The 14,337-nt window shown below is 56.5% G+C and carries 13 protein-coding genes; 6 read left to right on the plus strand and 7 right to left on the minus strand.

Annotated features, from left to right (window positions below; genetic code table 11):
* Positions 1 to 4: 4 nt before the first annotated feature.
* Entirely contained in the window at positions 5 to 925 is a 921-nt protein-coding gene (locus tag ABWV33_RS21190) for a LysR family transcriptional regulator (RefSeq protein ID WP_113824061.1), read from the minus strand.
* A gap of 110 nt (positions 926 to 1,035) precedes the next feature.
* Here ABWV33_RS21190 and ABWV33_RS21195 point away from each other — a divergent pair, with 110 nt between their 5' ends.
* The 4 genes from ABWV33_RS21195 (at position 1,036) to ABWV33_RS21210 (ending at position 5,119) form a co-directional block, all read left to right on the plus strand.
* The gene (locus ABWV33_RS21195; RefSeq protein WP_353333621.1) at positions 1,036 to 1,995 is read left to right on the plus strand and encodes a Bug family tripartite tricarboxylate transporter substrate binding protein; all 960 of its coding nucleotides are present in this window, start codon (positions 1,036 to 1,038) and stop codon (positions 1,993 to 1,995) included.
* 64 nt (positions 1,996 to 2,059) lie between these two features.
* The gene (locus ABWV33_RS21200) at positions 2,060 to 2,530 is read left to right on the plus strand and encodes a tripartite tricarboxylate transporter TctB family protein (RefSeq protein WP_353333623.1); all 471 of its coding nucleotides are present in this window, start codon (positions 2,060 to 2,062) and stop codon (positions 2,528 to 2,530) included.
* Positions 2,531 to 2,535: 5 nt separating this feature from the next.
* Positions 2,536 to 4,053, plus strand: a complete 1,518-nt coding sequence (locus ABWV33_RS21205) for a tripartite tricarboxylate transporter permease (RefSeq protein ID WP_353333625.1) — start codon at positions 2,536 to 2,538, stop codon at positions 4,051 to 4,053.
* A complete protein-coding gene (locus ABWV33_RS21210) occupies positions 4,046 to 5,119 on the plus strand; it encodes a lyase family protein (protein WP_353333627.1) in 1,074 nt (357 codons plus the stop codon). Before ABWV33_RS21205 ends, ABWV33_RS21210 begins: the two co-directional genes overlap by 8 nt.
* A 264-nt stretch (positions 5,120 to 5,383) precedes the next feature.
* Here the strand turns inward: ABWV33_RS21210 and ABWV33_RS21215 are convergent, their stop codons facing one another.
* Complete coding sequence (locus tag ABWV33_RS21215) at positions 5,384 to 6,904, minus strand: aromatic amino acid lyase (protein ID WP_353333629.1); 1,521 nt, start codon at positions 6,902 to 6,904, stop codon at positions 5,384 to 5,386.
* A complete protein-coding gene (locus ABWV33_RS21220) occupies positions 6,897 to 7,904 on the minus strand; it encodes an ornithine cyclodeaminase family protein (RefSeq protein ID WP_353333631.1) in 1,008 nt (335 codons plus the stop codon). Before ABWV33_RS21220 ends, ABWV33_RS21215 begins: the two co-directional genes overlap by 8 nt.
* A 107-nt stretch (positions 7,905 to 8,011) precedes the next feature.
* Here ABWV33_RS21220 and ABWV33_RS21225 point away from each other — a divergent pair, with 107 nt between their 5' ends.
* The gene (locus ABWV33_RS21225) at positions 8,012 to 8,932 is read left to right on the plus strand and encodes a LysR substrate-binding domain-containing protein (protein ID WP_353333633.1); all 921 of its coding nucleotides are present in this window, start codon (positions 8,012 to 8,014) and stop codon (positions 8,930 to 8,932) included.
* A 46-nt stretch (positions 8,933 to 8,978) separates the two neighbouring features.
* On the opposite strand, the gene repC is transcribed toward ABWV33_RS21225, so the two are convergent.
* The 4 genes from repC to ABWV33_RS21245 all read right to left on the minus strand — a co-directional run bounded on the left by repC (position 8,979) and on the right by ABWV33_RS21245 (position 13,365).
* Positions 8,979 to 10,202, minus strand: a complete 1,224-nt coding sequence (gene repC, locus ABWV33_RS21230) for a plasmid replication protein RepC (RefSeq protein WP_353333635.1) — start codon at positions 10,200 to 10,202, stop codon at positions 8,979 to 8,981.
* Between the two features lie 175 nt (positions 10,203 to 10,377).
* Complete coding sequence (gene repB / locus ABWV33_RS21235) at positions 10,378 to 11,391, minus strand: plasmid partitioning protein RepB (RefSeq protein WP_353333637.1); 1,014 nt, start codon at positions 11,389 to 11,391, stop codon at positions 10,378 to 10,380.
* Positions 11,388 to 12,575 (minus strand): plasmid partitioning protein RepA, encoded by a 1,188-nt coding sequence (gene repA / locus ABWV33_RS21240; protein ID WP_113824164.1) that lies wholly within the window; start codon positions 12,573 to 12,575, stop codon positions 11,388 to 11,390. Before repA ends, repB begins: the two co-directional genes overlap by 4 nt.
* A gap of 376 nt (positions 12,576 to 12,951) precedes the next feature.
* The gene (locus ABWV33_RS21245; RefSeq protein WP_353333639.1) at positions 12,952 to 13,365 is read right to left on the minus strand and encodes a VOC family protein; all 414 of its coding nucleotides are present in this window, start codon (positions 13,363 to 13,365) and stop codon (positions 12,952 to 12,954) included.
* Positions 13,366 to 13,457: 92 nt separating this feature from the next.
* Between ABWV33_RS21245 and ABWV33_RS21250 the strand changes: the two genes are divergently transcribed.
* Positions 13,458 to 14,282 carry a LysR family transcriptional regulator gene (locus tag ABWV33_RS21250; RefSeq protein ID WP_353333641.1) on the plus strand — a complete coding sequence of 275 codons (825 nt, stop codon included), beginning with the start codon at positions 13,458 to 13,460 and terminating at the stop codon, positions 14,280 to 14,282.
* Positions 14,283 to 14,337 lie beyond the last annotated feature (55 nt).

A 14,337-nucleotide genomic window follows, 5' to 3' on the forward strand; every position in this document is an offset into this window, starting at 1 on the left:
GGGTTTAATCCAAAGGCAGCGTAATCGTTGTGCTGTTCTCAGCAAGCCCCGCAATGTGCGATCTCAAGGCGTGGACAAAACGATCTGATGCATCTGTTGGGGCAACGTTGACCGGGAACAGCAACCCAAATGACATCCAGCGTTCGGGTGTAATCGGGATCGCCCGGATTCGCGTTTGGTCAACTTGCGCGGCCACTAATTCATCCGCAATCGTGATCCCCGCCCCATCCGCAACCAGAGCACATGCCAGCGAAGAAGAGGCCACCTCGCACTGATGTTTCGGCAGGATGCCCGCGGATTGGAACATATCATCCAGCTGATCACGCAACAAAAGACCATGCATCAAACGAATAACTGGAACCTCTGCCAGATCATCAACCGAAAGCGTCTCGGCCTCTGCCAAAGGGTGATCCGCAGGGACAATGGCCTGCGCCCGAACCCGCAACAACAACTCGGTCCGGATTTCGGGGTGATCCACAGGCAAAGCCCCAATCCCGATGTCATATTCCCGCCCCGCCAACCATTTGCTAGCCTCACGGCGGGCGCGCACATCCAGACTGACGCCCACATCCGGAAAATCCTGAACAAACCGCGCCACCGCCGGCGACGCCAACGCCTGCGCAATCCGCGGCATCGCAACAATCCGCAGGTTCTCGGTGCGTCCAGCCCGGATTTCAGCAGCGATTTTGGGCACCTCATCAAGGTTATCCAGAATGCGCCCCGCCTCACGGTAAAATGCGGTGCCCTCTGGTGTCGGCACTAAATTGCGTCCAGACCGATCAAACAGTGTCAGGCGCAATTCGCCCTCAAGCCCCGAGATCAATCGACTGACTGCGGGCTGTGACAGGTTCAATATTTTACCCGCCGCCGCCAATGATCCTTCAGAAAGGGTCGCGCGAAAGGCGCGTAAGGCTTTGATGTTCATAGCAACACCTTCTCACTTGCAATTTCTGCAAGTAAACTAAACATCTTTGCATTTTTCGCAACATTATTGCTCTGCTAACTTCTGGCCTAAGATATTCAGGGAGGACCAAAATGAACCGCAGATCACTCATCTCAGCCGCTCTTGCAGGCGTTGCAGTTTTTGTCACCGCAACCGCAAGCGTCGCGGCAGACTGGCCCAAGCGCCCCATTAACCTTGTTGTCCCCTACAAAGCGGGCGGTGGAACGGATGCCTACGCACGTGCCATCTCTGCCGCTGCCGCTGATGTACTGGATGTGCCCGTCGTTGTTGTGAACAAGCCCGGTTCCGGCGGCTTGAACGGCGCGAACTCGGTGGTTGGCGCACGTCCCGATGGCTACACCATGATGATGACCTCTGGTGGGTCATTCCTGCTGTCCACAATGACACGGGATACAAAAATTGACGCGCTGGAATCCTTTGAATTCGTCGCTCAGGTCGGCAAGCTGCAGACCTCGCTGATGGTGCCCAAAGACAGCCCATTCCAAACCGTTCAGGATGTCATCGACGCTGCACAGGCCAACCCCGGCTCACTGCGTTGGGCACACTCCGGTCGCGGTGGGTTCCACTTTGTCGGAGGCCTTGGTTTCTTGGCCAACAACAACATCGAAGCCCAGGATGTTCCGTTCAAAGGTGGCGGCCCAACACGGGCAGCATTGATCGGATCGCAAGCTGATTTCGGCTTCTTAGGCGTTCAGCAATTGGCCGGCTTCGAAGACAACCTGCGCGCGCTCGCCGTCAACAGCGCCGAACGCGATAGCATCATGACCGAAGTCCCCGCCTTTGGTGAATTGGGCATTCCGTTTGCAGCCGTGTCCTCACCCGTCATCGTCTTTGCCCCCAAAGGCACCCCAGCAGAGGTCATCACAGCCATGGAAGCCGCGCTGGCAGAGATCGCCGCAAAGCCAGAATTTGCCGAGCTTTTGGCAAAACGCGGCACCGGTCCTGTTTACGCCAATGGCGCAGATGCAAAAGCGGGCCTGACCGCGATGAAGGCCGACGCAGCCCCACTCGTTGCAGGCTTGACCAAATAATCACTCACAGGGGTCAGCGCAGTCCGCGTTGGCCCCAATTTTTTGACCGTGGGAGGGGCAAATTATGCGCGCGTTATCCGAAGGTGTGGTGCTTTTTGCACTCGGCCTATTCGCAATCATTGGGGTCTGGAACGTACCAGCCGCTGCCGACAATGAAACTTGGGCTGGGATCGTGCCATTTGGTGCCGGACTTGGGCTGTTAATCATCGCAGCATTCATGATCTTAGGTGCACTTCGCAGCTCAACACCAAACGACAAGTCGCAGAGCGCCGAGAACAACGCGGTGCTCGAGATCCTCGCGCTGTTTGCGATTGCCCTTCTCTATCAGCACTCCATCCGCTGGTTCGGCTATGTGCTGCCCACCGCCATAACGGCGCCCGTTGTGCTGTATATGTTCGGCGTGCGCAGCAAAATTGGCCTGGCCGTTTCGGTCGTCCTTTGCCCGCTGATCTACCACATCATTTTCTTTGAACTTCTCGGGGTCTTCCCGCCATTTGGCGAAGTGTTTGACCTGCTAGATGCGATCCAGGGGTAAGAGACATGGATATATTTCCCGCACTTCTTTCTGTCATCTCAGACCCAATGCTCTTGGCCGCCATCCTTTTGGCAGCTATTGTCGGGATGATAGTTGGCGCCATTCCCGGTCTGACGGCCTCAGCCGCGATTGCGATGCTGCTGCCGATCACCTTTTACATGGAACCCCTGTTTGCGCTCGCCTTTCTCTATGTGATCGGAAAATCGGGCCGCTATGGCGGATCAATCGCCGCCATTCTGTTCAACACGCCGGGCACCGCCGCCTCTGCCGCGACACAGCTTGACGGCTATCCCCTCGCCAAAAGCGGCAAGGCAGGCAAAGCGATGAAGGTCGCCACCATTTCTTCGGTGATTGGTGATTTCATGGGCGATATCATGTTGGTTGTCGGGGTTGGCTTCATTGCGGCGCTGGCGTTGAAGCTGGGCCCACCCGAGACCTTTGCCATCTACTTCGCCGCCTTTGTGGTGATCGGATCGGTCATCGGCAAATCCATCCTGAAAGGTCTGGCCTCTGCCTTCATCGGTATTCTGGTCGCCATGGTTGGTCTTGATCCAATTTCCAGCCAAGAACGCTATACCTTCGGGTCTTTTGACCTGTCCAACGGCATCGGCCTAGTGCCGCTGATGATCGGTGTCTTTGTCTTGGGCGAAGTCTTCGCTCAGCTCGAAGAACGCAAAAAAGCCAAGAACGCAGAGATCGAAGTCAACGATCAGGCAGGCGACGACAACACCCTGACATGGGATGAATACAAACCCTGCCTGCCCCATGCCCTGCGTGGTGGTGTCATCGGAGCCTTTATCGGTGTCCTGCCCGGTCTGGGTTCTGCAATTGCCGCCTTCATCTCTTACGGCGAAGGCAAACGCCGTGCCAAAAACCCCGAAAAATGGGGCAAGGGCGCCCTCGAAGGTGTCGCCGCCCCCGAAGCCGCCAACAATGCGGTCTCTGGTCCTTCAATGGCCCCGCTGCTCACACTTGGCATCCCCGGCTCCACCATTGGCGCGATCCTGTTGGGCGTCTTTCTGATCCACGGCATTCAGGTCGGCCCAACGCTGTTCCTGACCGACAAAGAACTCGTCTACCGACTCTTTGCCTGTGGCATGCTGGGCATCCTTGCCTACGGGTTGATCGGATATTTCGGCGCAACACAAGTCGCCCGGATCATTCTGAAAATTCCGACGAACGTGCTCTATCCGATGATCTTTCTGACCTCGTTTGTAGCCGCTTATTCCGCCCGTGGGTCCATGTTTGACGTCACCGTCATGACAGTGGCCGGGTTCGTCGGCTGGCTGATGCGCAAATACGATTTCAACATCGCGGCCTTTGTCATCTCTTTTGTGCTCGCCAAAGGCGCCGAGGAAACCTTCCGCCAGTCCATGCTGATGTCAGATGGCGGCGCGCTTGTCTTCATCGAACGCCCCATCGCGGCGCTGTTCCTGGCAATTGGCCTGGCCGCCATGGCGTTTCGTATTCGCACGATCCTGCGCGAGCAAAAGATTGCCCAAGGGGGTCTTGGCGATGCTTAATTGGCACCTCTCACAAGATTGCTTTAGCGATGTCGAAATGCGCCGGATCTGGTCAGAAAACTCAACGCTTTCGGCATGGATCAAGGTCGAACAAACCCTTGCGAATGTTCAAGCCCAATCCGGGCTGATCCCGCAAGAGGCCGCCGACAAGATCGCCACCTTTTCTGCCTCGCATCTGGACCAAGACCAGATGCGGGATGCCATGACGATGGTTGGCCGCCCAATCGTCGATCTGGTCGCTCAGATGCGCGCCCATATTGGCCCAAACCTTGCCCCCTATGCCCACTACAACAGCACCACACAGGACATTCTGGACACAGCCCTCGCAATGCAGATGAAGCTGAGCCTTGACAATATCGCCCACACCATCGAGCGACTGATCACCCAGCTGGATCGCCATATCAGCGAACAGCAAGACACGCAGATAATCGGGCGCACCAACGGCCAACACGCGGTCCCCATGGCCATGACCAACAAACTACAGGTCTGGCGTTCAGAATTGCTGCGCCGGGAGCAGGCCCTGCAAGACGCCGCCACACGCGGCCTGAATGTGCAAATCGGTGGCCCGCTCGGAGATCTGGCAAAATATGACGGAGACACCGGCCAAGCCGTCAAAACCGGCGTTGCAGACGCTCTGGGTCTTGGCCAAATCGACCCACATTGGCAAAACGCACGCGACGGCCTGTCAGATATTGTGACCGCGCTTGGGGCGCTCTGCGCGACCCTCTGCAAGATCGCCCACAACATCAATCTGCTGTCGTCCTCTGACATTGCCGAAGTGTCTGAATGCCATGTCACAGGAAAAGGCGCGTCCTCGTCGATGCATCACAAGCGGAACCAACGGGCCAGCGAATTCGCCGAAGCCGTCGGCCGCCTCGGACGGCAGCGGTCTGAACAAATCGGGGAACTGACCTTGCATCAACATGAACGTTCGGGCGGTGTATGGATCGCAGAATGGGTGGTCGTCCCCGAAGTCTTCCTGCTGACCTCTGGCGCGCTGAGTTGGTCAGAGAAGATGATCGCGGACCTGACTGTGAACGCAGAACAAATGGCCCTCAGCCTCTGAACCTAAGATACATGCCCCAAGGCATTCCCCTTCTTTCGTGGTGATCCGGCTCCTCACTCTCCCCAGCCCCCATCACGAAAGATCCAGAGCGGACGCGTCGTATATGCGCCCGCTCTGGTCACCCAAAACTTCGCGGTTCTCGCAAATGAACCAAGGGCCCACGGCAAATAAAGGCTTAAACCCCACTCAAAGCCCCCTGCCCTATCCAAATTCAAAAATATTTTTGAATTTAACATATATATTACAATGCTTTAGATATAAAATCTAATCCATGACTTCAAATACGCCCAAACCCCGGTCCCGAATATGATCTGCTAACGCCTCGATGTCGCCGCCCAAAGGCCGGTCCTGTTCAAACGCCAGTGACAGGCTGCGCACCTGCCCCAGGACGGTGTTCAAATATGGCGCCACACCCGGTTCACACGCGCGCAACGCCACCGCCTGCCCCGCCACCAACATCTCGATCGCAGTCAGACGACGCAGCCGGTCAACGACCTGCATCAACGCTTTGACCGCCGCCGGGGACCCGGTCATGCAATCCTCAACCCCATTGGCGTTCACACTGGGCCAAATCGGAACCGGTTGCGCCTGATGCGCCAATTCCATCACCAAGGCTTCCGCCGGTTTCATCACCGGCGCAAACCCGTTTGAAGCACTGTTTGGTTTGGCTAGAAAGCTTGGCAATTCACTGAAAACAGGATTCAACATCTTGGAAACCCGGGCCAATTGCGCAAACGCCAGCGCCACAAAGCTTCGACTCAGCGTTTCCACAACACTGCTGATTTCCGAGGTGAAATAGGCCCCACTCGACAGGATCTTGCCGGTTTCAACCAGCGCCACCGGATTGTCGCTGGCACTGTTGATCTCAATCTCAATACTCGCCGCCGCCTGATCCAAAGCGCTCTGCGTCGTACCATGGATCTGCACAACGTTGCGAAAACTCAGCGGATCCTGCAACCGCCGGGCCTGCGTCGTGTCAGCCAAGACGCTGCCTGCCAACCGATCTCTCAGCCCCGCTGCCGCCTTCAACTGGCCGGGATGAGGTTTAACCGCCAATATCGCCGCATCCAATGGGCCAAGGTTGGCCCTAAACCCCTCAACAGACAACGCAGCGGCTGTCTGAGCCGCTTGAAACGCAATTTGCGCCTCATACACTGCCAAAGCCGCTGCCCCTCCCACAGCCCCTGTATGATTGGCCAGCGCCAACCCCTCGCGCGGGGCCAGAACAAATGCAGGGATCCCCTGCCCCGCCATCATCTCAGAGCTTGGACCAACCGCGCCACTGCTGTCCCTCATCTGACCTTCGCCAATCAAAGCCAGACCGACGGTCGCGTTTAAAATCAAATCCGCTGCGCCAATTGATCCGATCTGGCCACTGACCGGGGTCAAATCCGCCTCAAGACATTTGGCCAGATGCAGGGCAAGTTCGGGTCGCGCACCGCTATACCCACACAGCAAGGTGTTCAGCCGCACAATCATACCCGCCCGGATGATTTCACGGCATTCCTCTGGGCCAATCGCATGCGCCCTGCCCCGCAACGTCTGAACCGAGAAATCCGCAAGCGCCTTGTCATCCAAAACCTCGGTTGACCGCGCGCCCAGCCCAGTGGTCACCCCGTATACTGGCACCTTACCCCGGATCGCCTGCTGCACCATGGCGTGGCTTGCGGCCATCGCATCCAGACCGCTCTGGCTTAGGGCAATACGCGGTGTCCCATGCGCCGCGCGGTACAGGCCGACGAGATCAAGCGCGCTGCCATCCAGATGCAAAACCGGATCATTCATCGCGATACAGCAGGTTCTGTGTAATCCCCATGTCGCGCGCTTTGTCCAAAATCTTAGCCCCCAATGCGATGTCCCCGGTCGACATGCCCCGATGCCAGAACAGGATGGTTTCATCGTCAGATTCCCGCCCGGGCTTCGCACCGCACGCGATCTCTCCGATCTCTGCATAGAAACTTTCTTCGGTGATCTTCCCTGCATCAATATGCGGCCGCAGTGCCCCTAAGTGCCCGGCCCGCATCTGTCCCAGATCATCCATCACAAACTTGTCAAACCCATCGACAAAATTCAACGGCAAGGCGCTCATGGTGCCATACGGTACAACAAAGCTACCTTTTTTCACCCAAGAGCGGTCAAACATCGGAGTCGGTTCGTTCAGCCGCGTGGCTTCAATCATGATATCCGCACCCGACAGACAGCTTTCCCAATCCTCCGTCACGATGACCTTCTTGCCCAGATCCTGGCTCAGCTTCTCGCCAAAGGCATTGCGGCTTTCAGGACGGCGGGAATGCACGCGGATTTCGTCGAAATCAAACAGGTGATCCAACAAACGCACATTCCAATACGACGTCCCACGTGCCCCGAGATGGCCAAGGATTTTCGGGTTCTTTGGCCCTAACCATTTCGCCCCCAGCGCGGTCAAAGCCCCGGTGCGCATGTCCGTAATCCCAGCAGCGTCAATCACTGCGAGCGGCGCACCGGTCCGGGGACAGAACAGGTTCAGCAACGCCAACTCTGAGGGAAGCCCGCGTTTGTAATTGTCGACAAAGTCCCCAACAACTTTGACCCCAGCATAGCCCAGAGGCTCCACATAGCCACGCAGCACATTGAAATGCCCGTTGAACGCCGGATCAGAGGTCAGATGCATACGTGGCTCGATCACCGTTTTGCCTTGCCCCGCAGCGATCAACCCTTGTTCCACCGCTGACAGAATTTCATCATTGGTCAGCGCCAATTTGTCGATCTCTGGTTTTCCCAGATATTCAATTTCCATCTTAGCCATGCGCAATCCCTTCCTTTGACCCGACAGTGACCCGAGTTTGCTGGCTTTTCAAATCCACAAATTGTATATCTCGGCACAGTTTTTCTTTGCCAGATCGGGATGACGCGATGCGCCTGCCTCCTTTGAACCCGCTCAAGGCTTTCGAGGCCACGGTACGGCTTGGGGGGTTTACGGCAGCAGCGGCTGAACTGGGGGTGTCTCCACCAGCCGTCAGCATGCAAGTGCGCAAGGCCGAGGACTACTTTGGCAAAAAGCTGTTCCTGCGCACCCACAACGAATTGCATCTGACCGATGCGGGTCGTCAACTTTACCCATCGATTTCAGCGGCCCTAACAGAGATTTCGACTATCTCGGATCAGCTACTCGAAAACGATGCCCGATCCAGCATTGTCCTCAGCACCATTCAGTCGTTGTCCGTCCAATGGGTCGCCCCAGCGTTGGCGCGATTTCGCGAGAGGTTTCCAGACACAGGGGTTGAGCTGAAGATAGAAGCTGATCCCGTTGACCTGGCGCGGTCTCAAGTGGACGTTCGCCTGACCTATGAAAATCACTTGTATCCCCAAATGTCAGCCATGCCTTTGTTCTCGGATGTAACCTATCCAATGTGCTCAGAAAGGTTTCTTAGTGACCATCTCAAGGATGGGGATTTAACTTCGCTTTCAGACAGTCACTTCATCCACACCGATTGGGGAGAGAGCTATGCCTCGTACCCCACATGGGCGGCTTGGTTTCGTGAAATGGGGAAACCACGTAATCCTGATCCACGAAAAGGGCTGCGGGTTGGCGGGTCTGCGGTGGCGGCAACCTTGGCTGCGAATGGGGGTGGGATAGCTCTTGTTCCAAAGCAACTGTTCCAAGAATTGCTGGATCAACAGAAACTCGTTGTTCCAAGCACTGTTGGTCTACCATTGCCGCATTCGTTCTTTGCAATCACACAACACACACCAGAAACAGCTCTGGCGAATAGCACGGCTAAATCACGCGCTGTTTCAGGGTTGTTAGACGCGTTGCAAAGTTCACAGCTGTGAACCCGAGCACAGGCAAGGGAACGGTTCACAGCTGTGAACTTCGTCCTCATGCGGCATCCCTCCGCATCAATGCCATGATCATTGGACCGCAGGAGAACGTTCCAAGATTAGCTTTGGCAGTCAGCGATCTTAGGTAACCTCCAGCAGAACGAATGGTCTCGAACCGTTCCAAGATGCAGAGAACAACAACAGCCGCTTCTTCTGGACCCATTGCGGTTTTTGCATCTTCCCAAGCGGTGGGGGAAATATCCATCATTGGGTGAATGGTTTCAGCGACTCTTACCAAATCATGCCAATGGCGAACGGGACCTTTGGCATATGTTTGGAGTTCTGTGCAGGTTGCGAGAACCATACTGAGCGGAATACGAGGCAGCTTATGGTCTTGCTCAACATCTGGAAGGGCAGGGGGCGTTTCGTTATCTTCTTTGCTTGTGCACTTGTTCGGAACCTCGGGGATGTATGTTGTGATATTGGTCTGTTCAGATTCATAAGAGTCTTTATCTGAATTCTGATGGTGCTGCTCAGATAGAGACTCTGTGGTGCTCAAAACGGCTGTTTCTTGTGGCTCAAGAATGTCTCTGGCTGCAACGAGCGCGGTGTTCAAACGGGTCTCGATGTCCAGCAACGCATCGAATGGCTGCTTTCTGCGGAGATCGCGTGCGGTTAGGATGGCGAGATCGGAAAACTGATCCCATACAGTCAAGTCAGGACGCAGCTCTGCGCCGTATTCAGCAAGACCTGCCAGATCGCGACGCATCAGGCTGACCGTTTCTCTGAGGCGAGTGTATTGTTCTTGGGCTGCGCGAATGGTTTCGGCAGTGTCGCGGATTTCGTCCGCGCGCTGCACAAGGGGGGTGAGGTCAAACCCAAAGGCGGTTTTTTCCGAGCCATAGCGGCGGGCATAGCGTTTGCCGTTCGGGCTGTCGCGACGCAGCAGCAGACCGGCCTGTACCAGTCGCGCAAGGTGACGCCGCATGGTTGAGCAGGGCATGCCATTGAGGCGTTCACAGATTGATTTGTTCGACGGATACACCACCAGATCAGGGTTGTTGCCACCCAGAAGTGTCGCTTGATGAAAGCTGATCAAAGCCTGCAGCACGGAAATATCCCGGTCTGATAGATCAAAAGCAGTGCGGGCAGCTGCCAGTTCGCGCAGGATTTCCCATTTGTTAACACCACTTGGGGGAAGATCCTTTTGCGTTCTGGAATGATGTTTCAAAATGGCAGCATCAAGGGTTCGCCGAAACGGCGTTACAGGATTGTAGGTCATTTTTATTCATGAAGACAAAGAAATCCCGTGCCGCGAATCACTTTGGACTTGCGGTTCAGATTGCTCGACACTACCTTGAAGGTGCTAGAAACAAGTTAGGGTCTCGTGGAGCTATGTCTTTACGGGGCCTTTTCTTTTGTCGGCTCATGCCTCCTTTGTTATTTTTTGCTCGTCCTCAGTCTTCGCCGCGCCGTAACCAACGCGCGTGAAGGTCTTGAATTACATCCTGTGCCTCGGTCTCTAACCAGTCGGCAAAGGCGCTGTTGTCGACGTTCAGAGATATCCCTTTGGCGGTGCGTTTCACGGTTCCGCTGCGCGTGCCTGCAAGCATCAGCGGGTGGCTGGTTGGGCGGGCAGGGGAGGGGGCGGCGGTGCTTTTCTCAGCTGTTGGCTTTCCGACTGCTTTGCTGACCGCTTCGAACGCGAGCACCGAGGTGTCGGCCGGCTCTGTTATCGGGTCTTCGATCAGAATGTCGACCGAGGCCTTTGCATAGACGTCATCGGCTATGGTCATCAGCCGGGCGCGATCCGCGCCTTTTTCTTCGATGGCTTTGCCAAGCGTTTCCCAGCGCGGGCGTCCAATACCATGGGTCGATCCGATGGCGCGCACAAGATCGACGCCAACCATGTCAACAATGGCGATGGCCATGGACACCGAGGATTTAGTGACGGTCAGAACTTCGGCGACCTGGGATTGATTGCCAAAGCCACTTTCAACTAACTCTTTGGCAAATAATGCTTTTTCTATGAACGAAAGATCGCGTCGAGCCATATTTTCAGAGATTTGCGCCCGTACGGCGGCATCTTCGTCCAAGTTCGCGATCAGGGCGCGGACCTTGGTGACCTTGTCCGAGTGGCGGATCGCTTCGAGCCGACGGCGGCCATACACAAGCAGGTAGCGGTCGGCGTCTTCTGGATGACGGCGCACCAGAATAGGCACGGTCTGGCCATTGGTTTCGATCGCGTCGCGTAGGTCGGCGACGTCTTCGGGGTCAAGCCGGTCGGCCAAACGATCATCAGCGATGGTGTCTGCGTCCAGTTCCCAGACGTGATGGGAATCCACCGCATCGCGGGCGGACCGCAGGGCGCGGTTGTTGGACATCATCGAGGGGGCCGCGGCAGAGGCGGGGCCTCCGGCGGCAGCGAGACTGTCCAGCATGGACATTCGTTTCTTTTTCGATGTGGTCATGAGCGCCCCCATGTTTTCTGGATCAGATCTGCGATTTCATCGTTCATGGCGTTCAGGCTTTCGACGGCCCGATCATAGGTCGCGCGGGTGAAGGCGCTGCGTTCTACTTCGTAGAGGGTTTGTTTGGTCAGGCCTGCGTCTGAAATCGCCGTGGACTTGAGCATGGGGGCATTCAGAACCGAGTCCCCGTACATCGTGCGCAGGAAGGCGACGATCCGGTTTTGTGGCGCATCCGAGGGCTCATACCGGGTCAGGACGTAGCGCATCCAGTCGTGGGACATATCCGCGCCGCTTTCGGCGATCACATCCATCAGGTCAGCGGTCATCCGCAGGAACTGGCTCATCGACATGACGTCGAGCATTTCGGGGTGAATGGTGACCAGCACCCCGGTCGAAGCCGACAGGGCCGACATGGTGAGAAAGCCCAGTTGTGGCGGGCAGTCGATGACCACGATGTCATAGTCATCATCGACCTGGGCGAGCGCCTCTTTGACCCGGAAGAAGAACATGCCCGCGTTGCCCTGAGCCAAGGCGCGGGGGGTTTCGTGTTCAAATTCCATCAGTTCGAGGTTGCCCGGAATCAGGTCGAGGTTCGGAATATAGGTGGGCCGGATGATCGAGCGGATCGGAACGGGATCCTCGTAGCGGATCGCGTCATAGAGGGTTCCGCCGTCCACCAGATCGAATTCAGGTTGGACGCCGTGCAGGGCGGTCAAAGAGGCCTGTGGATCAAGGTCGATGGCTAGCACGCGGTAGCCGCGCAGGGCAAGCCGCTGCGCCAGATGAGCCGAGGTGGTGGTTTTGCCTGAGCCGCCTTTGAAATTCATCACCCCTAGGATCTGCATATGGTCGCCCTCGCGGCGTCCGGGCAGATAGTCGCCGGGTTTGCGGGCGGTTTTCTCCAGCAGAACGCGCAGGTCCTGAATGTCTTGGGTGGAATAGTGGCGCCGATTGCCCGGCGTCAGCTCGGGGGAGGGGCCTTTGCCATCGAGGTGCAGCTTGCGGAGATAGGAATCGTTGACCCCCAACAACGCGGCCGCTTCACCCGAGGTGAATTTGCGCATCGTTTTCTGGGCGTTTGGGGGGAACAGGTTCTCGCGCTGCGAATGCAACTGTCCGGCCAGCCACTCGGAGTGCTGGCGAATGACCCCATTGAGATCGTCTTCGGTTGTGTTATCGGTCATCTGCTCTCTGCACCTCCGTGGCGTGTTCACGGAAAATGGCGTTTATCGCCTCGTTTTCGTGACTATTGTCCAAATCGTCAGAGTCGTGCAAGAGAAATTTATATTTAGGGTCTTAGGGCGTGCGTCTGCCCCACAGTGAGATGGACCACTGTGGGGGCGAGTATGCGGTGTGTTGGCTGGGATGCAAGCCTACGGGTTTCGCCAGCGTCCGCTGAGATCGCTGTGGCGGGCAATCCGGGACTGATTGAGAGAGCTGTTGGGTTTGGCAAATGGTCTAGAATGCCTCAATCGCCTAGGGGTTGGTCAGCACAGAGCCGTATTTTCTTTGTTAGGGCAGAGGGTTGGATGGTGTGTGCAATGATAGCAAGGGCTGGTTTCAAGCGGCAAAAACCAGTGCCATATCTTTGAAGCCTTTCACCTCGATCGGATTGCCTGATGGGTCGCGGAAAAACATGGTTGCCTGCTCGCCCGGTTCGCCCTCAAATCGCAGGCTGGGGGGGAGGACGAAGGAGATATCGTGATCTTGCAGGCGCTCTGCCAATACGGTCCAGTCGGCCATGGGCAGAACAACACCAAGATGTGGCATTGGGACCAAATGGCTGCCAACCTTGCCGGTTGCCTGTGTTTTGAACGGTTCGCCCAGATGCAGCGATAACTGGTGTCCAAAGAAGTTATAGTCGATCCACGTGTCGGTCGAACGACCCTCAGCACAGCTGAGAATGCCTCCGTAGAAATGGCGCGCAGCCTTTAGGTCTTGGACGTTAAAGGCGAAATGGAAGGGCGTTGGCATGTATGTTCTCCGTCATCTGTATTGAGGCAGGAGTAGCAGCGCCATATAAAAAGAAATAATGAGTATGTGTGTGTTCAATCGAAAGGAATAGTTTGGATATTCGGTATCTGGAGACGTTGCTGGAAGTTGTCGAGGGGGGCTCTTTGGCGGCTGCCGGGCGACGTCAGAATATAACGGCCGCGGCAGTTGGTCAGCGGTTGAAAGCGCTGGAGCAGGAGCTGGGGACCCGACTGGTTGCGCGGTCTGGCGCAACGGTGCGTCCGACCTCTGCGTGTTTGCGGATGCTGCCGCGTCTGCAATCTATCTTGTCTGAAACGCGTCGGTTGCAGAGTGATGTGGCCGAGGACGGATTGGCGGGGCCTTATCGGTTGGGGGTCATTTCCACCGGATTGTCTGACTATGTTCCGTCCCTAGTGACGCATTTGCCAGAGCTTGCACCCGATGTGGAGCTGCTGATCACACCGGGGTCGTCGACGCAATTGTATGACATGGTGTCCCGCGCGGATCTGGATGCGGCCATTCTGGTGGAACCTCATTTTCAGATCCCCAAGACCCTTGCCATTCAGCATCTGAATACACAGCCCTTTGCGTGGGTCACGCCGACAGAACCGGCAACAGCGGATTTACCCTTGGTGGTTTATGACCGAACCTCTTGGGGCGGAGAGATCGCCTGGCGTTGGATCGAGCAGCAGGCCACCGTGCCTAAAGTGCTGTGCGAAATGGATTCACCCGAAACGGTCGCCAGTTTGGTTGCCAGCGGCGTAGCGCGTGCGGTTTTGCCGATCTGGGCAAGTCTTGCAGGAATGTCAGGGATCAACATTCACAGTATTGAGGAGCTAACACCTCGGTCGATTGTTTTCGTGCACCGGGGGACGCCGATTGATCGGGTCTGTGTCGGTGTAATGCGCGGGGGCTGAAGTGTGGGAGCCGTTGAGCGGGTTCAGGCTTGAACGGAGCATGTGTCGCAGGTGG

Source organism: Phaeobacter sp. NW0010-22 (genome assembly GCF_040365955.1).
Classification (GTDB): Bacteria; Pseudomonadota; Alphaproteobacteria; order Rhodobacterales; family Rhodobacteraceae; genus OMPR01.

Excerpts from the sequence above, each read along its gene's own strand:
- ABWV33_RS21225 (WP_353333633.1), top strand. The coding sequence starts at position 8,012 with ATGCGCCTGCCTCCTTTGAACCCGCTCAAGGCTTTCGAGGCCACGGTA.
- ABWV33_RS21220 (WP_353333631.1), bottom strand. The coding sequence starts at position 7,904 with ATGGCTAAGATGGAAATTGAATATCTGGGAAAACCAGAGATCGACAAA.
- ABWV33_RS21190 (WP_113824061.1), bottom strand. The coding sequence starts at position 925 with ATGAACATCAAAGCCTTACGCGCCTTTCGCGCGACCCTTTCTGAAGGA.
- ABWV33_RS21205 (WP_353333625.1), top strand. The coding sequence starts at position 2,536 with ATGGATATATTTCCCGCACTTCTTTCTGTCATCTCAGACCCAATGCTC.
- ABWV33_RS21215 (WP_353333629.1), bottom strand. The coding sequence starts at position 6,904 with ATGAATGATCCGGTTTTGCATCTGGATGGCAGCGCGCTTGATCTCGTC.
- ABWV33_RS21210 (WP_353333627.1), top strand. The coding sequence starts at position 4,046 with ATGCTTAATTGGCACCTCTCACAAGATTGCTTTAGCGATGTCGAAATG.
- repC (WP_353333635.1), bottom strand. The coding sequence starts at position 10,202 with ATGACCTACAATCCTGTAACGCCGTTTCGGCGAACCCTTGATGCTGCC.
- ABWV33_RS21195 (WP_353333621.1), top strand. The coding sequence starts at position 1,036 with ATGAACCGCAGATCACTCATCTCAGCCGCTCTTGCAGGCGTTGCAGTT.
- ABWV33_RS21200 (WP_353333623.1), top strand. The coding sequence starts at position 2,060 with ATGCGCGCGTTATCCGAAGGTGTGGTGCTTTTTGCACTCGGCCTATTC.
- repB (WP_353333637.1), bottom strand. The coding sequence starts at position 11,391 with ATGACCACATCGAAAAAGAAACGAATGTCCATGCTGGACAGTCTCGCT.
- repA (WP_113824164.1), bottom strand. The coding sequence starts at position 12,575 with ATGACCGATAACACAACCGAAGACGATCTCAATGGGGTCATTCGCCAG.
- ABWV33_RS21245 (WP_353333639.1), bottom strand. The coding sequence starts at position 13,365 with ATGCCAACGCCCTTCCATTTCGCCTTTAACGTCCAAGACCTAAAGGCT.